Raw genomic sequence first — 20,186 nt, forward strand, 5'->3', positions numbered from 1 at the left:
TTGTCCTGATTTTATAAGTTGTTGGCAATGCGGGAGATTCCATCCTTGATGAGGAATGATCCAAAGTTGATGAGTAAACCAAGGCGTTTATCAGCAAGACGAAGGTAAGTTAGTAGTTGCTTTTTATGCACTGGGTGAACGGTTTCTACAGACTTAAGTTCGATAATGACTTTGTTTTCAACTATTAAATCAGCCCGAAAACCTACCTCCAGATGAACATCTTCATAAACTACAGGTATGGGTTGCTCCGCTTTCACCTGCAATCCTCGCTTCCGTAACTCATATTCTAAAACAGACTGATAAACAGATTCCAACAAACCTGGTCCCAACTTCGTATGAATTTTATACGCAGCATCAACAACCTCCCTTGCAATCTCATTCTCATTCATCTTCTTACCTTTGCGCCTTTGCGCCTTTGCGTGAGGATTATTCTATATTTATCACCGCCTCAATAGCCGCTTGTAAAGCAATAGATACATGAGTCCAATGAGTCCCTCCTTGGCAATAAACCACATAAGGTTCTCTCAATGGACCATCTGCCGATAACTCCAAGGTACTCCCTTCTATAAATGTCCCCCCAGCCATGACTACTTGGCTTTCGTAGCCGGGCATATCATCGGGTATGGGGTCGAGATAAGAACCTATGGGTGAAGACTGTTGAATGGCTTTACAGAAGGCGATTAGCTTTTTAGCAGAACCCAATTTAATCGCTTGGATCACATCCCCTCTCGGTGCTAAGGGTGCAGGGTTAACCGGATATCCGAGTTTGTCAAATACATAACCTGTGAGGTAAGTACCTTTCATGGCTTCACCTACCATCTGCGGTGCTAAAAATAATCCTTGGAATAAAAGGCGATTTTGGTCAAAGGTAGCACCCCCAGCACTACCAATACCAGGTGCTGTGAGGCGACAAGCAGCCGCTTCTACTAAGTCAGCCCGACCGGCTATGTAACCACCGGCACTAACTATTGTCCCCCCAGGATTTTTAATCAGTGACCCTGCCATTAAGTCAGCACCTACGGCTGTGGGTTCTTGGGTTTCTATGAATTCGCCGTAGCAGTTGTCTACAAAGCAAATGGTGTTGGGATTTTGCTGTTTGACTATGTGGACAATTTTTTCAATGTCCCCAATCGACAAGCTCGGCCGCCAAGAATAACCGCAGGAACGCTGAATTAACACTAACCTAGTATTATCAGTAATGCTAGTGTTTAATGTTTGCCAATCTACTGTTCCTTGAGAACTTAACTCCAATTGTCGATAATTTATGCCAAAATCAATAAGGGAACCTTGGCCTTGTCCTCGCAAGCCAATCACCTCTTCTAGCGTATCGTAGGGAGAACCAACCACTGCTAACATCTCATCCCCAGGACGGAGTACACCAAACAGCGCACAGGCGATCGCATGAGTTCCCGAAACAAACTGCACTCGCACCACCGCAGCCTCGGCAGCCATCACTTCGGCAAATACTTTATCTAAGGTTTCTCTTCCTAAATCATCGTGTCCGTAGCCACTTACGCCTGCGAAATGGTGTGCGCCTACTCGGTGATGACGAAAGGCATCTAATACTCGTTTAAGATTATGCTTGACCTGAGCGTCAATACCAGAAAAAATCTCTAATAGTGCCTGTTCTGCTTGCCGCAGCTGTTGTAAGCTGTTCATCGTTTCTTCATCCAAAAAATTAAAATATACATATGCGGATTTTAGGATCGCGCAGATTAGGCTGAACAATTTCTATTCAGGTTACTGCATGACAATTGCTACTTCTAAACCTCAAGTTAACTGGGTTAACACCCTATTTTTCGTTGCACTGCACGTCGGCGCTCTGTTCGTTTTGGTTCCTAGTAACTTTAGCTGGAACGCCGTTGGTGTGGCATTATTACTCTACTGGGTGACTGGTGGTTTAGGCATTACCCTGGGATATCACCGTCTTGTGACCCACCGCAGTTTTCAAACTCCCAAATGGTTAGAGTATGTCCTAGTTATTTTTGGGACATTCTCCTGTGAGGGAGGACCGATTGAGTGGGTAGGTACACACCGTATCCATCACTTGCACTCGGATACAGACAAAGATCCCCATGATTCAAATAAAGGTTTCTGGTGGAGCCACATGGGCTGGATGATTCATTTCGCTCCGGCTCACGATCAAGTTCCCCGTTTCACTAAAGACATTATCGATGACCCAGTTTATCAGTTTTTACAGAAAAATTTCATTTTCTTACAAATTGGTTTGGGTTTAGCACTATTTTTCTTAGGCGGCTGGTCTTTTGTGGTTTGGGGAATTTTCTTTCGGATTATCTGGGTTTATCACTGTACCTGGTTGGTTAACAGTGCTACCCATAAATTTGGCTATCGCAGTCATGAATCTGGTGATAGATCCACTAACTGCTGGTGGGTAGCTCTACTAGTATTTGGTGAAGGTTGGCACAATAACCACCACGCCTTTCAATACTCAGCCCGTCATGGCTTAGAATGGTGGGAAATTGATATGACTTGGATGACAATTCAATTACTGCAATTACTGGGCCTAGCTACAAATGTAAAGCTGGCAGACAGACAGCAGTAACCCCATACTATTAAATAGTCACATAGTCAATAGTCATACGGTCAATTATTTATTGACTGGCGATTATTGACTGTTGACTTGTGGAGATTAATTTATTTTCTCTAGTGACTACAAAATTTTTTTCTCATTTCGGAAATTTTTAGCAAATTTTTTTTGTCCGTGCGTTACGGTAACTTAGCTTGCTATAATCCGAAGAATTAATGTTACAAAACTTTGCGACTAGTTACTTTTTAGTGACTGTGTAGGGGGATTTTGTTCTTTTTCAGGTATTCATGACTACAACAATTAACAGCCAAATCAATAACGTCTCTACAGACTTTGGTAATTCCCAACTGAAACTGAAAGATATTATCAAGAGTCTGCCAAAAGAATGTTTTCAGAAAAATCGTCGCAAAGCTTGGACACAAGCCATACTTAGCCTTTTCATGGCTGGCTTAGGCTACTTCTTTCTAGCAATTTCTCCTTGGTTCCTCTTACCTCTAGCCTGGATTTTTACAGGAACTGCTTTAACAGGTTTTTTTGTAATTGGACATGACTGTGGTCATCGTTCATTTGCTAAACGTCGTTGGGTAAATGACTTAGTGGGGCATTTCTTTATGATGCCTTTAATTTATCCATTCCATAGTTGGCGCATTAAACATAATTATCATCATAAACATACAAACAAGCTGGATGAAGATAATGCTTGGCATCCTATCAGACCTGAAGTTTTTGAAAGTTGGGATAAAACTAGACAGTCTGCGTTTGTATTGTTTATGGAGAAACGCCTTTGGTGGGTAGGTTCTATTGGACATTGGGCAGTTGTACATTTTGATGCCCGAAAATTCCAACCAAAAGACCAATCTAGCGTCAAGCTTTCTGTAACTGTGGTTTTGCTATTTGCCGCTATTGTTTTCCCCACACTCATTGCGACAACTGGTATTTGGGGATTTATCAAATTCTGGTTTATACCCTGGATGGTTTACCACTTCTGGATGAGTACATTCACAATCGTTCACCATACTGCTTCGGACGTTCCCTTCACAACAGCTAATAAGTGGAATGAAGCTTTAGCGCAACTATCTGGAACAATTCACTGCGATTATCCTCGGTGGGTAGAAATTCTGTGCCACGATATCAACGTTCACGTTCCCCATCATATTTCTACTGCTATTCCTTCTTATAATTTGCGCTTGGCTTACAGCAGCATTAAAGAAAATTGGAGTAGCTATCTACATGATGAGTGTGAGTTTTCTTGGTCTTTAATGAAGAAAATTACTGACGAATGTCAACTCTACACAAATGAAGTTGGCTATAAGACTTTCGCTGAACATTACGCAGAGCAGTAAATTCAGGGTGCAGGATGAAAGTATGAATGTCTGCCGAAATTTTTAGCATCTTGACTTTTATCCTTGTTTAATTAGTACTGGCAATTATCTATACCGAAATATTGCTAGGATATTTACTAATTTTTTCCTTGATTGAGCTTTGTGAGTTGTCACAGATTTTCCTAACTGTGCATTGCAGAGGTGAGATTACTTACCTCTAAAATAACTTCTAATTTACAACCGATAATCAAATCCAGTGCAACTAGATACAATCAATTTCAACCAATCAAATAGTTCTGAATCCTCTCAGGAAACAACTAAGTTACCCTTTACTCTTCAGGATTTAAAAGCTGCAATTCCTGCTGAGTGTTTTCAGCCTAGTGTGATCAAATCACTCTATTATTTTTTTCGTGACATCTTGATTATTGGTCTGCTTTATGCGGTTGCTAATTATCTAGATTCTTGGTATTTTTGGCCAATTTTCTGGGTCATGCAAGGAACCATGTTTTGGGCTTTGTTTGTAGTTGGTCATGACTGCGGACACCAATCTTTTTCTAAGCATAAATGGTTGAATGATTTAGTTGGTCATCTTTCCCATACTCCCATTTTAGTTCCTTATCATGGTTGGCGAATTAGCCACAGAACTCACCACAAAAATACTGGTAGTTTGGAGAATGATGAAAGCTGGTATCCTATATCTGAATCAGAATACAATGCGATGCCTTTATTACAAAAAATAGGGCGTTTTTATGTATTCTTGTTGGCTTATCCAGTGTATTTGTTTAAGCGTTCTCCCGGTAAAGAAGGCTCTCACTTTTCACCGAGTAGCCCGCTTTTCAAGCCTTCGGAAAAATGGGATATCATTACTAGCACCACACTCTGGATTGGCTTTGTAGGTTTGTTAGGTTTCCTCACTTACCAATGGGGTTGGATGTGGTTGTTAAAATACTATGCAGGTCCATACATTGGGTTTATCATTTGGTTGGATTTGGTGACATTTTTACACCACACTGAGCCGGGAATTCCCTGGTATCGTGGGGAAGAATGGACTTTCCTAAAAGGTGCAATTTCTAGTGTTGATAGAGATTACGGTTTTATCAATCATATCCATCACGATATCGGTACTCATGTTGCTCACCATATCTTCCTGAATATGCCTCACTACAATTTGCTAAAGGCAACTGCGGCGATTAAGCCTATTATGGGTGAGTATTTCCACGAATCTAAAGAGCCTGTTTGGAAGTCTTTATGGCGTTCAGCTGTCAGCTGTCATTTTGTCCCAGATACGGGAAGCAAGGTTTATTACACTTCACATAATAAGTAAATTGTCCTGCAATTGCTCCGCAGACTAAAATTGTGGGGCTATATAAACAGAGTCCGCGCAGGCGGACTTTTTTTGTGGCAAATCGTCTACTTTACAGCGATTTTCAGCTAAATGAACCACATCTTTATATCTCACGCAAAGGCGCAAAGGCGCAAAGGAAGAAAGAAATACAGATATCAGCGTGTGGTCTAAATACATGAAAACTACTTTAAATGTTGAAATCTGGGAATTCTTTTATTTATTCACTACCAATAGCTGAGAATTTTTTAATCTATCTAACCACTTTTCTAAATAAACTCTGTTTGCTTTTTCTTCTTCTAAATCTTGAGTATCTAGCGGATAAGGTAACAATCCTAAAATCGCTGCTGTAGTTACGCAAAACATCGACTTTTGAAAACTCATACAAATTTGTACCCGCAAATCATCTTCACCCCGACGACTGCGACGATAAATATTATGTAAATATTCTGGCAAATAATGGCGCATATCCTGCATTAACAAAGTGGGAGGAATACCTGCACCACCAATAGGTAAAGGATCTGCGTATAATGCACCATACTCAAATCGAGATTGATCTGGTGGAATTTGATATGCTTGGGCATTGTAGGACACTACACCCATGAAAGGAGTTCCTCGGAAAAAAATAGCTTCTACATAAGGTATTGCTGTATCGGCAAGAAAAGTTAAGCCAGCTGATTTAGGAATAATGTCATAGACTTGATCCTTTATTTTGACAGCATAAGTAATTGGTTTAAATGCATCTGCTACCAAAGCTGTTTTAATGTGATCTACAACTTGGGGAATTGATGTAATTTCGCCTTGATCGTAACGATCTGATAAGCTCAGAAACATATCTGCCATCACTCGCCAAAATTGACCCAAACCAGTGTAATAAGCAGAGACGCGCAACTGTTCTATTAAAAAGTCTGGAAACAGTTGATTAAGTCCCTGCATTAAGGGATCATTTTTCAATTTAGCAGTAATCACAGCTTTGGCTAATTCTTGAAATTCTTTTGTATCTAAATATGCATCTAGTCCACCGCCACCATGCCACATCATGGTTTTCATGCAATATTCAGCATATTCAAAGTTAATTCTGTCATGCCACCAGTGATGAAGTAATTTTGAGAAAGAAACCTCGCCATTAAAGTATTTAAAAAAGGGAAAAATTACTAAGAACTGATTTTCAGCTATGTATATGAGGTTTTGGGAATAAGCATCTAAAACTACACCATAGCTTTTGAGAATTCCCACTACTTCTAAAACATTTTCTGGAGTATCTTTAAGTAATGCTTCTCCAGTTTCTAAACGTTTAACATATTCTGATAAAAGGTGATTGACAGGTTTTTTTTTAACATTAAGCATTACTCTTTCTCCAGACAATTAAAAATAAATAAGGTTGAGGGATAGGAAATCACAGATGAGGTTGTAGTAGAGGTTCAGCATGACTACAAACCTCACACTTTTTAAGTTTTCCCTGGTTTATCTACTGACACAGTTGCAACTAGGTTTGGTGTGTTTACCATTGCTGTGATTGTAGGTTCAGTCCAATGCACTAACCAAGAGGGTTGGATACCGAAAATGACGATTAATAGAGCTAGGATAAGTGCAGGAATGCGATCGCTCCAATATACTCTGGGTAAGTTGCTCACTTGTGCAGATAAGCGTCCAAAAAAAGCACGGTTGAGGAGAATTAAGAAGTAAACCGCAGTTAAACCTGTACCTAGCATTGATATCAATGTTTGGATGGGGAAAACGGCTAAACTACCCCGGAAAATGATGAATTCGGAAATAAAACCCACCATTCCTGGTATACCAGCGCTGGCCATAACTCCTAAAACCATCAAAGTACCAATCACAGGCATTCCCCGTTCTGGGTTTAGCAGCCCGCGAAGCACATCTAAATCACGGCTACCTGCTTTTTTATATACAACTCCCACCAGCAGAAACATCAGGGCGGAAATTAAGCCGTGACTAACCATTTGCATGACAGCACCTAATACACTTACAGGTGTGGCGGCGGCGGCGGCTAACAAAATGTAGCCCATATGTCCGATAGAACTATAAGCTACCATTTTTTTCATATCTGTTTGCGCGATCGCACAAGATGCACCAAACAGCACACTAATCACTGCCCATGTTGCCAACCAAGGGGCTAGATATGCCCAAGCTTCAGGTAACAAGTTCATCCCAAACCGCAATAAACCGTAAGTTCCTAATTTCAACAATACTCCAGCTAACAGGACAGAAATTGGTGTGGAAGCTTCGACGTGGGCATCTGGTAACCAAGTATGAAAGGGAACAAGGGGGATTTTAATGCCAAAACCCACCAAAATTCCTACTAGTAGCAACAGTTGTGTGGCCAAAGGTAGATTTTGGGCGTTCAAAGTTGCTAGTCCAAAACTCGGAGAACCACTCAGCCAAACCATTCCCAAGAAACTGGCTAAAATCAAGATGGCGGAAACAGCAGTATAAATCAGAAATTTAGTCGCTGCATAACCGCGTCTTTCACCACCCCAAATTGCAATTAGCAGATAGAGGGGAATCAGTTCCAATTCGTAAAATATGAAAAATAACAATAAATCCTGTGATAAAAAGGCTCCAATTACCCCAACACTTAACAGTAGGATTAAGGAATAATAAAATCTAGGACGTTGAAGAGATTCATCGCTGCTATAGATGGCAATGCAGGTTAAAAGTCCATTTAATAATAGCAATGGCAATGATAAACCATCTATTCCTAAATTATAGTTTAAACCTAAAGCATCTACCCAAGGAAGTGACTCAGCAAACTGTTGTCCAACTTCCCCAGGATTAAACTGAATCGCTAGAAAAATTGTCCATAAGAAAGAGATCACGGCACAGCCTAAAGCCAAGCTGCGGGAAAGTTTCCCACTCATAGTAGCAGGATAAAAAGCTATTAATGTTGCACCCAGCAACGGCAGAAAAATCAACGTACTTAGCATAAGCAAGTGTTAGGAAGATGGGGAGGTGGGAAGATGGGGAGGTGGGAAGAGAGGGAGAGGAGGAAAATTATAATTACCTCCAACAAGACTGCCTCCAGCCTCCTAAAAAGGTAATTTATCGAATAAACCTAATGACAAACTGATGACAAAGCCCAGGAAGCTAATTACTACCAAGATGGTCAACATATAGCCTTGAGATTGACCAGAAATGCTGTACTTTAAACTTTGTCCGCTAAAAATTGCCGCAAAGCCCACTAAGTTTACCAGACCATCTACTAAATAGCGATCGCTCCACGCAGAAATCCTGGATAATAAACCTACTGCACTGACAATGGTGAGGCGATAAACTCGGTCAATGTAAAAGTCATAACCTAATAAGTCTTGGATAAATCTCCAAGCCAGAATTCTTGATCTTGACCAAGCTTTGTGCAGATAAATTGTCGAACCAATACCCACACCCAAGAAGGTAGAAGCTAGTAAAGACAATAATATATACCAATCAATACTTTCCCAGCTAGGTAGTAAATACCATTGCTGTAGCATCAGAGGTAATAGTAGTGTCAATATAGTCAATGTCACCATAGGGAAGGCCATTTGCCAACCAACTTCTGGGGCGCGGCGGGTTTTCGGCTGTGGTGTTCCCCAAAAGACTAAGCGAAAGATTCTAGTTAAATTCAATGCTGTCAAGCCATTGACTAACACTAAAACCACAATTACCCAAGGGCTAACTTTCACTAAGCCATCAGCCCATCCTAACATTGCCCAAAAGCTTCCCAGTGGTAGCAGTGTCACCATTCCTGCTGAACCGACAACAAAGGCAGTGGTAGTAGCTGGCATTCGTGACCACAGACCCCCCATTTCTGTCAAGTCTTGACTTTGGGTGGTATATATGATCGAACCAGAACTCATAAATAATAATGCTTTAGCGATCGCATGGGTTAACAGTAACATGAGAGCCACGCCCCCTTGTTCTAAGCCCACAGCTAAAAACACCAATCCCATATAGGCACTGGTTGAGTGAGATAAAGCCCGTTTAATATCAATTTGGGCAATCGATACCAATGTTGCACCCAGCGCTGTCACCGTACCCATAACTACCAAGGCATTCAGTGCCACTGGCGATAGTGCTAACAATGGTTGAATCTTGTATAACACATAAGCCCCACCACCTACCACTAATGAGTTACGCATTACCGACGCTGGGTTAGGTCCTTCCATGGCCTCATCTAACCACAGGTGCAGGGGAAATTGAGCGCATTTACCCGCAGGCCCTGCTATCAAAGCCACACCTAACAAAGTTGATGTTAATGGATTTAACTCAGCCGTTTGCGCCCACTCATACAAATCGGAAAAGTTTAAACTACCTGCTAAGGTGGAAAGTGTGACCACAGCCATTAGCAGTAATAAATCTCCCACCCGCTTTGTTAAAAAAGCATCTCGCGCTGCTGTGACTACCAATGGTTGAGCATACCAAAATCCCACCAGTAAGTAAGTGGAAAGGGTCAGGACTTCTAGTAGGGCATAACTAAGGAACAAAGAATCGCTAATCGCTAAACCACTCAGTGCGGCTTCAAAAAATCCTAGCAGACCAAAAAAGCGTGCTAACGACCAGTCTTTTTCCATGTAACCCAGGGCATAAATTTGGGCTAACAGACTTAATCCTGTAATTAAAACTATTGCCCCTATACTGACTGGTGAGAGTTCCAACGCAAATGATAAATTGAAATCCGCAGCTTGAAACCAATTAACTACCAAGATTACTGGATCTCTCTCCCATATACCGTTAAATACAAATAAGCTATGGAAAAAAGCCAAAATCGTCGTCAACAAGTTGAAGTAAGCCGCAGGTCTTGGTCCTGTACGTTGAATTATTCCCATTCCCCACGGCAAGGTTAAAATTGCACCTAATAAGCTATAAAAAGGCACAAACCAACTTGTAAAATAGAGAAACTCATTCATTTAGATTTTCCTTGACCACTCAACCTTTAGTTTTTTAAACAGCCTTAAAACCATCATTCGCTTAAAAAAAATTAATTTTGGTAAAATCAAGTTTTTCTTAACTATTTTTCCCATAAACTTAAATGAGCATTTTTACTTTAGCCTCCGTTATTAAATGACAATTAAATATAAGTTTGCATATTTAAATGCATTTATATGTCTACAGAAATTATCTGGTTGTAAATTTGTATTTATACTCTGAACAAAGAAGTTTATAGGATATATTAAAAAAAATTATATATCTTTTAATTAATCTATGTACAGATAGCAAAACATGAAAAAAGACCGAGACAGTATATTATACAGCCTCTGGATGCCCCTGATCCAATAGGATTAGTGCTGGTTATGAATGTTATTTTCTAAATGTAATAAAGAAATTATAAAGCATAAGCGTCCCCTCTAGGAATCCGTGAACTTTAATCTTCTGAGGGAGGCTATTAAGTTTTGTTAAGTTTTCTAAAAGTTTTTTATTACAAACTATTATAGTAATTTATGTTGCCAGGGATGCCAAGGTTTCCTATGCTTAATTTTAGAAGTGTTTTCTTCTCTCAAGATGAGCATCCCCGTCAAAAATTTCAACCCGTAGTACAGATCGAATTAAATTTTTAGGAGTTCTGCGATGCCAATTGCAGTTGGAATGATTGAAACGAAAGGCTTTCCGGCAGTAGTAGAAGCTGCTGATGCGATGGTGAAAGCAGCCCGTGTAACTCTGGTAGGATATGAAAAGATCGGTAGCGCTCGTGTTACCGTGATTGTTCGGGGAGATGTATCTGAAGTGCAAGCTTCAGTAGCGGCTGGTGTTGAAGCAGCTAGAAGAGTCAACGGTGGTGAAGTGTTATCCACACACATCATTGCCCGTCCCCACGAAAACCTAGAATATGTCTTACCGATTCGGTATACAGAAGCAGTAGAACAGTTCCGGACTTAAAAACTGTTTAAACAAAGTGATTAACGGGGTTGCTTGCTTGAGTGGAAATTTTTGCCAGGTCTGAACAAGACCAGCGTGGCGCAAGCCATAAACTTAATTTAAGGACGAAAACTAATGTCAATTGCAGTGGGAATGGTTGAAACGCTGGGCTTTCCAGCAGTAGTAGAAGCTGCTGATGCGATGGTGAAAGCCGCTCGCGTTACCTTGGTAGGATACGAAAAAATCGGTAGCGGTAGAGTGACAGTCATCGTTCGGGGCGACGTTTCCGAAGTACAAGCTTCAGTAGCAGCAGGAATTGAAAATGTTAAGCGAGTTAATGGTGGACAAGTGCTGTCTACTCATATCATTGCTCGTCCTCATGAAAACTTGGAATACGTCCTACCAATTCGTTATACCGAAGATGTAGAACAATTCCGGGAAGGTGTAAACGCAATTCGTCCTTTCGGTAGAAGACCGTAATTTATAATGCAAATTGCCAAAGTTCGTGGCACAGTAGTCAGCACGCAAAAAGATCCAAGTCTTAGAGGTGTCAAACTACTGCTGTTGCAATTAGTAGATGAAGACGGAAACCTCCTGCCAGAATACGAGGTAGCAGCCGATAGTGTAGGCGCAGGAGTGGAAGAGTGGGTACTGGTCAGTCGTAACGGTGCCGCTCGTCAAGTTCTAGGCAATGAACAACGTCCGTTAGATGCAGCAGTAGTGGCGATAATAGACACCATTCATGTTGAAGATCGCCTCATCTACAGCAAAAAAGAACAATATAGATAGTCACCCCTGAAGGGGAATTCAAAATTCAAAATTCAAAATTGATTCACTTTTTTGAACGCTGAATTTTGAATGGGAGCGTAGCGACCGGCTACTAACAAAAAGCTTAATTCAGGAGGAATGTCTCAATGGTAGTCCGCAGCACGGCGGCCCCCCCAACCCCGTGGTCAAGGAGTTTAGCTGAACCCAAAATCCATGAAACTGCATTTGTACACTCTTCTGCCAACATTATTGGGGATGTGTTGATAGGTGCAAATGTCATCATTGCTCCAGGGATTTCCATCAGAGCCGATGAAGGGACACCTTTTTATATTGGTGAAAACACTAATATTCAAGATGGTGTCGTCATTCATGGTTTGGAGCAAGGTCGAGTAATTGGTGATGATCAACAAGAATACTCGGTCTGGGTTGGTGAAGATGCTTCTATTACCCACATGGCTCTAATTCATGGGCCAGCTTATGTAGGGGATCACTCCTTTATTGGCTTTCGCTCTACGGTATTTAATGCCAAGGTGGGTGCAGGTTGCATTGTGATGATGCACGCTTTAATTCAAGATGTAGAAATCCCCCCAGGTAAATATGTCCCTTCGGGAGCGATAATTACTACCCAGCAGCAAGCTGACCGATTACCAGATGTACAAGCTCAAGATCAGCAGTTTGCTCATCATGTAGTCGGTATTAATCAGGCATTGCGGGCTGGTTATCGCTGTGCTGCGGATAGCAAGTGTATTGCACCCATTCGGGATGAACTTAATCTTTCTGGGGCTAAATCTTATACAAGTATTGTTGTTGAAGAATTGGAAAGGAGTAGTGAAGTGGCGAGCAATAGCTTGGGTGCAGAAACGGTAGATCAGTTGCGTTATCTACTACAACAAGGGTATAAAATCGGTTCAGAACACGTTGATCAAAGACGGTTCCGCACAGGTTCATGGCAAAGCTGTCAGCCCATTGAAACCAGGTCTTTAGAAGCAGCGATCGCAGCTTTAGAAAGTTGTCTAGTAGACCACAGTGGCGAGTATGTCCGTCTGTTCGGGATTGACAATGGTAGACGGAGAGTATTAGAAACCATCATCCAACGTCCAGATGGTGTAGTTGCGACTACATCCACCTTTAAGCCATCTGCGGCTCCCAGCAATGGCAGCTACAACGGCAATGGTAATGGTAATGGCACCAGTAGCAGTAAACTCAGCGCCGAAACAGTAGACCAGATCCGTCAACTTTTAGCAGGCGGTTACAAAATCGGTACAGAACACGTAGATGAGCGCCGGTTCCGCACAGGTTCTTGGAACAGTTGTAAGCCCATAGAAACAACTTCTGCCAAAGAAGTGGTTTCCGCCTTAGAAGAGTGTATAGACAGCCATCAAGGCGAGTATGTGCGGTTGATTGGGATTGACCCCAAAGCCAAACGCCGGGTACTAGAAAGCATTATCCAACGTCCAAATGGTCAAGTAGCCTCATCTGGTAGCACCAAATCATTTGCAAGTGCATCTTCTGGATCTGCAACTGCAACTGCAACAGTTACCAGCACTCGGTTGAGCGTAGAAGTAATAGATCAACTGCGGCAATTATTGGCTGGTGGATTTAAAATTAGCCTAGAACACGTAGACCAACGCCGTTTCCGTACAGGTACTTGGGCTAGTTGCGGTCAAATTCAGGCTCAATCTGAACGAGATGCGATCGCAGCTTTGGAAGCACATCTCTCTGAATATCCAGGAGAATATGTGCGCTTAATTGGTATTGATGCCACAGCCAAGCGCCGGGTATTGGAAGCAATTATCCAACGTCCATAATAATTAGGGAACAGGTAACAGGTAACACAATTTTGGATTTTAGATTTTAGATTTTAGATTGACCCCAGCAGTCAAGTCGGGGGCTTCTCTACGAGACACTATCGCGTTCAGACCTGTTTGGATTTTGAATCTTCAATCCAAAATTCAAAATTTAAAATCTAAAATTCGGTGATTGTTAATTTTCTCCCCACCTCCCTACTTCATAATTATTCTCAATACTCATTTTTCCGGCTTCCAAGGTGACAAATACCATGTCTGTGCCGCTGCTACGCCTGGGCAACAGTTTTGATTCTCACATTAGTGGTGAGGTGAATATTCATCCCAGTGCGGTATTAGCACCAGGGGTAATCATTCAAGCAGCTGCCAACAGCAAAATTATTATCGGACCTGGTGTCTGTATTGGCATGGGGTCAATTCTCCAAGTCAATGAAGGTATTCTAGAAATAGAAGCAGGAGTGAACCTGGGAGCCGGTTTTTTGATGGTTGGGGAAGGTAAAATTGGCACTAATGCTTGTATTGGTGCAGCAACAACAGTATTCAACTGTTCTGTCGCATCGGGAGAAGTAGTTCCACCCGGTTCTCTTTTGGGAGACAATAGTCGTCAAGTTGGCAAAACCCAACAACTCGAACCTTCCACCAATAATTCCACTTCCACAAAAGTTCCACAGGAAAAGCCAGAAGAATCGGTAATTTCTTCAACTCATTTCTCAGCTTCAGCCTTTGTGGAGTTCCAACACCAGCCTAATTCCGTTTCTGGGCCTTCTCCGACTCCTAAAAGCCAATCTCCCCCAGTGGAGGAACAGGCTCAGGTTGCTGCCTCTGACCAACAGGAATCTACTCACCCAGAATCTACCGAAATTAGTAATCCAGAATCAGCACCCAACCCAGATGAAACTAAAGCCCATAATACTTTTGGGACTCAGATTTACGGACAAGGTAGCATTAATCGGCTTTTGATCACATTGTTTCCCCATAGGCAATCCTTGAACGACAAACACTCTGACAATTCCTTGTAGTAAGTGTTAATTGTTAAGTGGAGAGTTTTGTGAGTATCCTGGAGAATTCATGATGGAAACATCTAATCAACGGTCTCTTACCACTATCCAGCCAGTACGTCGCCGTCATCGAGACAACTTCAAGGATACTGCCTTGGGTTTAGTATCTACTCTTAGCTTTCCAGCCATAGTTGGAACAGCTGACATGATGTTGAAATCGGCTGGAGTCCATTTAGTGGGTTATGAAAAAATTGGTAGTGGTCACTGTACAGCAATTATCCGAGGTGGTATTGCTGATGTGCGCTTGGCTGTAGAAGCTGGTGTACAAACTGCTGAACAATTTGGTCAGTTGGTTTCTAGTTTGGTAATTCCCAGACCTTATCCCAACTTAGATATTGTGCTGCCTATTACTAACCGCATCAGTAAATTAATGGAGGAAGGCAGTTACAGCCGATTGAGTAATCAAGCAATTGGTTTGGTAGAAACGCGGGGTTTTCCAGCAATGGTGGGCGCTTGTGATGCCATGCTCAAATCGGCTGATGTCCATTTGGCAGCTTATGAAAAAATTGGTGCGGGTTTGTGTACAGCCATTATTCGTGGTTCTGTAGCTAATGTTGCCGTAGCCGTAGAAGCAGGAATGTTTGAAGCAGAACGCATCGGAGAATTGAGTGCGGTGATGGTGATTCCTCGTCCATTGGATGAAATGGAGCTAACCTTACCGGTGGCTAGTTGTTGGATAGAAGAACGTGAACCATTAAATATACCTTTAAATATCAGGGATAAAATTGTGGACGCGGAAGCTGTGGAGTTGCCAGATTTAGCTAAATTGCCTATGAAAATTAAGGAAGAACTATGGAACGATGAATGATGAATTCTAAATAACATATTATTCAATATTCAGCATTCATCTTGAGTTGGAAGGCATTTTTTGTCTTGCTTGTTTTTTGATGATAACTTCTTAACTCCATAAGTCCAATACCGCACTTCTGATAGCGAGCATAGATTATTATCTATATTAAACCTCATAACTTTGTATGAGTAACATTACAACAAGGGGTAGTGTTCAGTGATACTAGATTTATATCTACGAATTGCTATTAGAGGAGAATCACCTTGAACCAAGCGACGTTGCACCAGTTGAAGGTGTTCGAGGCGGCGGCACGGCACGGCAGCTTTACTCGTGCTGCTGAGGAATTATTTCTCACCCAACCTACCGTATCAATGCAAATCAAGCAACTAACAAAATCGGTAGGATTGCCATTATTTGAGCAGGTGGGAAAACGTTTATTTTTGACGGAAGCTGGACGAGAACTCTTTACTACTTGTCGTCAGATTTTTGAGACTATAGCTCAATTTGAAATGACGGTGGCAGATTTGAAGGGTCTAAAACAAGGGCAATTGCGGTTAGCAGTGATTACAACAGCAAAATACATTATCCCGCGTTTGTTGGGTCCATTTTGCCAACTTTATCCTGGAATTGATATCTCCCTACAAGTCACTAATCATGAACGGATTTTGGAACGCATGGTTGGTAACATGGATGACTTGTATATTATGAGCCAGGTTCCAGAGCATTTAGATGTCCATGTCGAGGCATTTTTAGAAAATCCTTTGGTAGTTTTTGCACCTGTGAATCATCCTTTGGCACAGGAAAAAAATATCCCCATAGAAAAATTGGTAGATCAACCATTTATCATGCGCGAACCTGGTTCAGGTACACGCCGTGCGGTGCAATCTCTCTTTGAGGAACATGGGATAAAGGTGAAGGTGAAACTGGAATTGGGGAGTAATGAGGCGATTAAACAAGCAATAGCCGGGGGTTTAGGAATTTCGGTATTATCTCGTCATACTTTATTAACAGATAGTTCTGAGTTCAGCATTTTGGATGTGCAGCATTTTCCCATGAAGCGCACTTGGTATATGGTTTACCCATCTGGTAAACAGTTATCGATTGTGGCTCGTACTTATTATGAGTATCTACTAGAGGCGGCTAAGAAGATTGTGGAGCAAGAAGTGATTACTTCAGTTCCAGAATAAACTTTACATTCAAAACCGGAAATCCCTTGACGCTGAAACCGGAAACCATTGACAATTAACCAACAGAACCAGTGAACAATCAACAGGTGACAGTGATAACTGGTAACTGGGTAACTGATAACTGATCGACATGGGAAAAAACTGGCAATGGTGAACCCGGAAATATTATCTTGGCGCAAAACAGTAGAAAGCCAAATTGTTGCTGTCACTGTCTATGGTGACAAAGCTTTAGTGACAAGACGAGGTGTTATCTCCTTAACGGGAGAAGAACGCGAGTTGTTAATTACACCATTGCCTGTCGCTCTAGAAACTGAGTCTGTGAGGGTAAGCGGTACTGGTACGGTAGGGGTGCGGTTGGTGGGAGTGAGCAGCGATCGCATTTATACTACCGAACCTGTGGCTGAAAGAGTGGCGCAGTTAACGAAACAAATTCAGCAACTGGAAGCAGAAAAACGCCATTTACAAGCTCAAATAGATGCCTTGGCATTACAATCTCATTTTATTACAGGCTTGGGTGAAAAGACAGAAGAACCCTTTGCTCAAAGCCTGTCACGGAAAAATCTCAGTTTGAGTGAAACCTTGGATTTTCTCAACTTTATTGGTAGTCAGTATAGCGAATATGCGATCGCTTCCGGGGAGTGCAAAACCCAACAGCAAGAATTAGAAAAGCAATTACAACCACTCCGCACCGCATTGCAAAAAATCCAAACACCACACCCTAAAGAAAGCTTGAGTGTGATTGTCGGTGTGGAAGTTGCGGGGGAAGGTGAGTTTGAGCTAGAGATGTCTTATTTGGTGAATCGAGCTAACTGGAAGCCGCTTTATGACTTGCGGGTTGATAGTAGCAGCAATATCTTATATCTGAGCTACCTAGCAGAAGTTACCCAAACTACAGGTGAAGATTGGCTTGGTGTAGCGCTGACTTTTTCTACCGCTAAACCGGGATTAGGTACAATCCCACCTAAGCTGAAGCCTTGGTATATTGATACACCACGTACACGGGCAGATGATTCTCTGACTATGCAGCGTTCAATGTCTCCTCCACCTGCTATGGCTGTGCTGATGCCTCCTCCTAATAATGCGCCAAAGGCTGCAAAAAAGGAAGAAGAGGAAAATTTCATCAGTGCTGAAACAGTCGTAACGGAAGTATCTAAACAAGGCAGCGTAGTTACTTTTAAACTAAATAGTGGTGGTAATATTCCTAGTGATGGCGCACCTCATAAAACCACAATTTTTCAAGATGATTATCCTTGTAAATTAAATTATGTAGGAATGCCACGTTTAGTTAGTTTTGCTTATTTACAAGCTAATGTGAAAAATAGTTCTGATGGTGCAACTTTATTACCAGGGAAAGCAAACATTTTTCGGGACAGTATCTTTGTCGGTGCAACTCAATTAGAACATATTGCTCCAGGACAGGAATTTAAAATTAATTTGGGTATAGATGAAGGTTTAAAAATTGAACGCGATTTAGTTGAACGTCAGGTAGATAAGAAACTGATGAGTAGTCAACGCCGAATTACCTATGCTTATCGGGTGGTAATTACTAATTTGTTAAATCAAGAAGCAAGTTTGAAATTAACTGAACAATTACCAGTTAGTCGTAATGAGCAAATTAAGGTGCGTCTGGCTCGTTCTCAGCCACAAATTCAATTAAGTGAAATCGGAATTTTGGAGTGGGATATTGTGTTGGCAGCGCAGGAACAACAAGAGGTATATTATCAGTTCACTGTTGAGCATCCACCGGAGTTGACGGTGTTGGGGTTGGATATTTGAATTGGGGATGATCACACTACTAAGAGAATTAACAACAATAATGCTTTCTTGTTCAGTGGAATTAACAAAACATCTGTAAAAATTTCTTCAAATCATTCAAGGTAGGATGTTCAAAGTTCCAAATCGACATCATCAATATCAATAACAATACCTACCCTTTCAATCTCACCCTTCTCTATATCTGCTTTTAAGGAATTGAGAGCAGCTATTAGTTTTTTAGAATTTAATCCCTCCATTGATTTATAATCATCCTCTGAAATAATAATCGGAGGTGTCGGTTCTATAGATTCAACTTCTATATTGCAATTGAGGTGACGAATAATTGCCTGTAGGAAAAATTGATCATTTTTACTTTCTACAATCAAAATATTACTACTCACCTCTCACCTCCTTATTGTGACTTATTCCATACTCTAAAGTATCTAAATCTCGCTTTATAGCAAATATTTTGCCTGTTTTTAGATGTTTTGTTAGCTCAAAATGAGCAGCTATATTTTGATACTCAGAGCCAGCTTTTATGAAAGCTTCTATCATTTCTAAGCTATGTGTTGTTGCAAAAATTTGCACATTTAATTCACTAGCTAATCTGTAAAGAATACTCCAAAAAGCAGCTTGGTTAGAGTGATGAATACCATTTTCTATTTCATCAATTAGCAAAATACTATTTTCATTATTCACAATTCTTAAAATGATATCGGCGATGCGATTAATTGCATCACCAAACAAGGACAAAGGTAATCTACTTTCACCTTCTCTCTTAACATAAAGATTTGGTTCACCGATACTAAAGCTCTCTACACCAATAATGGAAGAATCAATAGCCTGAAAAGCTCTTAGAAGCTCATTGTCTCTCTCATTCAAACGAGCTTTGTCAAACTCTTCGGTCAATTCTCGACTAGAAACTCTCAAAAAAGAGGGGATAAAAAAAGCATTTTTTATATCAGGAACTTTGATATCTCTGGCTATTACACCCTTAGCACTGGAAATGATTAATGTTTCAAAATCATCTCCATTATTAATCCTGGTTTTCAGGTGCATCACAGATAATACAGACTCACTTCCTGAAAAAAGACTGATTATTTTCTCGTTATCATTATCATCATCCTGTTGATAGGTATCTTCTAAATCTTTCACAGATTCATCAACAAATACTTCAACTTTTTTAGAAGAACCACTTTCAAGAGTAGCGTCAATCTCTAGTGTACTATTCTTATTTTGTTGAAAAAAGAAGTTGTTCCAGGTTCTTTCAGGCAAAGCTCTACTTAACTTTGATGATTCTCTTCTTACTTGTCGCAACAAAAAAATAGTATCTGGTCTTGGTGTACTATTGAGGAATAATGCTTCTAATAATGCAGTTTTACCAACATTATTTTTTCCGCTAATTAAATTAATTTTCTCAAAACCTAATACTTTTAAATTCTGGAAACATCTAAAATTTTTAATCTCAATATTCTTAATCACTGTCACCTCCAGATACAAACTTACTCACTTACATTACCTTATATCTTTCACCACCCAGATAGTTATCAACAAAATGGACGTATCAAGAAAAGCTTTTCGGTAATTTATTGCTTTCTGAAGAGTTTGTTGCCAGAGTTGTACCGTAATCGACTCTTCCTCTGGCGTAAATTGGTTTATAAAAATTAGGTATTGATCCAAATGCTGTTTAGAGGATGTTTTAAAAGTATTTTTGGTAACATCAAAAGTCTCAGAACCTAACCCCCAACCCCTTCCCTA

General features: G+C 40.9%; 18 protein-coding genes. 11 read left to right on the plus strand and 7 right to left on the minus strand.

What is annotated here, in order from left to right:
* Nucleotides 1-11: 11 nt before the first annotated feature.
* Both A9Y75_RS06510 and A9Y75_RS06515 read right to left on the minus strand, forming a co-directional pair.
* A complete protein-coding gene (locus A9Y75_RS06510) occupies nt 12-389 on the minus strand; it encodes a GxxExxY protein (protein WP_071188688.1) in 378 nt (125 codons plus the stop codon).
* A 37-nt stretch (nt 390-426) separates the two neighbouring features.
* On the minus strand, nt 427-1,659 hold the full coding sequence (locus tag A9Y75_RS06515) for a methionine gamma-lyase family protein (protein WP_071188689.1): 1,233 nt from the start codon (nt 1,657-1,659) through the stop codon (nt 427-429).
* Nucleotides 1,660-1,747: 88 nt separating this feature from the next.
* Here A9Y75_RS06515 and A9Y75_RS06520 point away from each other — a divergent pair, with 88 nt between their 5' ends.
* The 3 genes from A9Y75_RS06520 (at nt 1,748) to A9Y75_RS06530 (ending at nt 5,194) form a co-directional block, all read left to right on the plus strand.
* Complete coding sequence (locus tag A9Y75_RS06520; protein WP_071188690.1) at nt 1,748-2,563, plus strand: acyl-CoA desaturase; 816 nt, start codon at nt 1,748-1,750, stop codon at nt 2,561-2,563.
* 272 nt (nt 2,564-2,835) lie between these two features.
* Nucleotides 2,836-3,891 carry a fatty acid desaturase gene (locus tag A9Y75_RS06525; protein WP_071188691.1) on the plus strand — a complete coding sequence of 352 codons (1,056 nt, stop codon included), beginning with the start codon at nt 2,836-2,838 and terminating at the stop codon, nt 3,889-3,891.
* Between the two features lie 235 nt (nt 3,892-4,126).
* On the plus strand, nt 4,127-5,194 hold the full coding sequence (locus tag A9Y75_RS06530) for a fatty acid desaturase (protein WP_071188692.1): 1,068 nt from the start codon (nt 4,127-4,129) through the stop codon (nt 5,192-5,194).
* Nucleotides 5,195-5,428: 234 nt separating this feature from the next.
* On the opposite strand, the gene A9Y75_RS06535 is transcribed toward A9Y75_RS06530, so the two are convergent.
* The 3 genes from A9Y75_RS06535 to A9Y75_RS06545 form a co-directional block, all read right to left on the minus strand.
* Nucleotides 5,429-6,559, minus strand: a complete 1,131-nt coding sequence (locus A9Y75_RS06535; RefSeq protein WP_071188693.1) for a CO2 hydration protein — start codon at nt 6,557-6,559, stop codon at nt 5,429-5,431.
* 101 nt (nt 6,560-6,660) lie between these two features.
* Nucleotides 6,661-8,160: an NADH-quinone oxidoreductase subunit M gene (locus A9Y75_RS06540; RefSeq protein WP_071188694.1), complete on the minus strand. Its 1,500-nt coding sequence runs from the start codon at nt 8,158-8,160 to the stop codon at nt 6,661-6,663.
* A 102-nt stretch (nt 8,161-8,262) separates the two neighbouring features.
* Nucleotides 8,263-10,119: an NAD(P)H-quinone oxidoreductase subunit F gene (locus A9Y75_RS06545; protein ID WP_071188695.1), complete on the minus strand. Its 1,857-nt coding sequence runs from the start codon at nt 10,117-10,119 to the stop codon at nt 8,263-8,265.
* A gap of 658 nt (nt 10,120-10,777) precedes the next feature.
* Between A9Y75_RS06545 and A9Y75_RS06550 the strand changes: the two genes are divergently transcribed.
* The 8 genes from A9Y75_RS06550 to A9Y75_RS06585 all read left to right on the plus strand — a co-directional run bounded on the left by A9Y75_RS06550 (nt 10,778) and on the right by A9Y75_RS06585 (nt 18,449).
* Nucleotides 10,778-11,086 (plus strand): carbon dioxide-concentrating mechanism protein CcmK, encoded by a 309-nt coding sequence (locus tag A9Y75_RS06550; protein WP_015209255.1) that lies wholly within the window; start codon nt 10,778-10,780, stop codon nt 11,084-11,086.
* Nucleotides 11,087-11,200: 114 nt separating this feature from the next.
* Nucleotides 11,201-11,545, plus strand: coding sequence for a carbon dioxide-concentrating mechanism protein CcmK (locus A9Y75_RS06555; protein ID WP_016950894.1), 345 nt, complete (start codon nt 11,201-11,203; stop codon nt 11,543-11,545).
* 6 nt (nt 11,546-11,551) lie between these two features.
* Nucleotides 11,552-11,854 carry a EutN/CcmL family microcompartment protein gene (locus A9Y75_RS06560; protein ID WP_071188696.1) on the plus strand — a complete coding sequence of 101 codons (303 nt, stop codon included), beginning with the start codon at nt 11,552-11,554 and terminating at the stop codon, nt 11,852-11,854.
* 125 nt (nt 11,855-11,979) lie between these two features.
* Entirely contained in the window at nt 11,980-13,641 is a 1,662-nt protein-coding gene (locus A9Y75_RS06565; protein ID WP_071188697.1) for a ribulose bisphosphate carboxylase small subunit, read from the plus strand.
* Between the two features lie 251 nt (nt 13,642-13,892).
* Nucleotides 13,893-14,657: a transferase gene (locus A9Y75_RS06570; protein ID WP_071188698.1), complete on the plus strand. Its 765-nt coding sequence runs from the start codon at nt 13,893-13,895 to the stop codon at nt 14,655-14,657.
* 52 nt (nt 14,658-14,709) lie between these two features.
* On the plus strand, nt 14,710-15,504 hold the full coding sequence (locus A9Y75_RS06575; RefSeq protein ID WP_071188699.1) for a BMC domain-containing protein: 795 nt from the start codon (nt 14,710-14,712) through the stop codon (nt 15,502-15,504).
* A gap of 245 nt (nt 15,505-15,749) precedes the next feature.
* The gene (locus A9Y75_RS06580; RefSeq protein WP_071188700.1) at nt 15,750-16,673 is read left to right on the plus strand and encodes a LysR family transcriptional regulator; all 924 of its coding nucleotides are present in this window, start codon (nt 15,750-15,752) and stop codon (nt 16,671-16,673) included.
* A 147-nt stretch (nt 16,674-16,820) separates the two neighbouring features.
* A complete protein-coding gene (locus A9Y75_RS06585) occupies nt 16,821-18,449 on the plus strand; it encodes a mucoidy inhibitor MuiA family protein (protein WP_071188701.1) in 1,629 nt (542 codons plus the stop codon).
* Nucleotides 18,450-18,559: 110 nt separating this feature from the next.
* Here A9Y75_RS06585 and A9Y75_RS06590 read toward each other — a convergent pair whose 3' ends face one another.
* Together A9Y75_RS06590 and A9Y75_RS06595 are read right to left on the minus strand one after the other, a co-directional pair.
* The gene (locus A9Y75_RS06590; protein WP_071188702.1) at nt 18,560-18,829 is read right to left on the minus strand and encodes a DUF3226 domain-containing protein; all 270 of its coding nucleotides are present in this window, start codon (nt 18,827-18,829) and stop codon (nt 18,560-18,562) included.
* Nucleotides 18,822-19,910, minus strand: coding sequence for an AAA family ATPase (locus A9Y75_RS06595; protein WP_071188703.1), 1,089 nt, complete (start codon nt 19,908-19,910; stop codon nt 18,822-18,824). Before A9Y75_RS06595 ends, A9Y75_RS06590 begins: the two co-directional genes overlap by 8 nt.
* Nucleotides 19,911-20,186 lie beyond the last annotated feature (276 nt).

Origin of the sequence: Trichormus sp. NMC-1 (assembly GCF_001858025.1) — a bacterium.
Classification (GTDB): Bacteria; Cyanobacteriota; Cyanobacteriia; order Cyanobacteriales; family Nostocaceae; genus Anabaena.

Excerpts from the sequence above, each read along its gene's own strand:
- A9Y75_RS06545 (WP_071188695.1), bottom strand. The coding sequence starts at position 10,119 with ATGAATGAGTTTCTCTATTTTACAAGTTGGTTTGTGCCTTTTTATAGC.
- A9Y75_RS06510 (WP_071188688.1), bottom strand. The coding sequence starts at position 389 with ATGAATGAGAATGAGATTGCAAGGGAGGTTGTTGATGCTGCGTATAAA.
- A9Y75_RS06550 (WP_015209255.1), top strand. The coding sequence starts at position 10,778 with ATGCCAATTGCAGTTGGAATGATTGAAACGAAAGGCTTTCCGGCAGTA.
- A9Y75_RS06575 (WP_071188699.1), top strand. The coding sequence starts at position 14,710 with ATGGAAACATCTAATCAACGGTCTCTTACCACTATCCAGCCAGTACGT.
- A9Y75_RS06515 (WP_071188689.1), bottom strand. The coding sequence starts at position 1,659 with ATGAACAGCTTACAACAGCTGCGGCAAGCAGAACAGGCACTATTAGAG.
- A9Y75_RS06535 (WP_071188693.1), bottom strand. The coding sequence starts at position 6,559 with ATGCTTAATGTTAAAAAAAAACCTGTCAATCACCTTTTATCAGAATAT.
- A9Y75_RS06570 (WP_071188698.1), top strand. The coding sequence starts at position 13,893 with ATGTCTGTGCCGCTGCTACGCCTGGGCAACAGTTTTGATTCTCACATT.
- A9Y75_RS06540 (WP_071188694.1), bottom strand. The coding sequence starts at position 8,160 with ATGCTAAGTACGTTGATTTTTCTGCCGTTGCTGGGTGCAACATTAATA.
- A9Y75_RS06585 (WP_071188701.1), top strand. The coding sequence starts at position 16,821 with ATGGTGAACCCGGAAATATTATCTTGGCGCAAAACAGTAGAAAGCCAA.
- A9Y75_RS06555 (WP_016950894.1), top strand. The coding sequence starts at position 11,201 with ATGTCAATTGCAGTGGGAATGGTTGAAACGCTGGGCTTTCCAGCAGTA.
- A9Y75_RS06525 (WP_071188691.1), top strand. The coding sequence starts at position 2,836 with ATGACTACAACAATTAACAGCCAAATCAATAACGTCTCTACAGACTTT.
- A9Y75_RS06565 (WP_071188697.1), top strand. The coding sequence starts at position 11,980 with ATGGTAGTCCGCAGCACGGCGGCCCCCCCAACCCCGTGGTCAAGGAGT.
- A9Y75_RS06520 (WP_071188690.1), top strand. The coding sequence starts at position 1,748 with ATGACAATTGCTACTTCTAAACCTCAAGTTAACTGGGTTAACACCCTA.
- A9Y75_RS06560 (WP_071188696.1), top strand. The coding sequence starts at position 11,552 with ATGCAAATTGCCAAAGTTCGTGGCACAGTAGTCAGCACGCAAAAAGAT.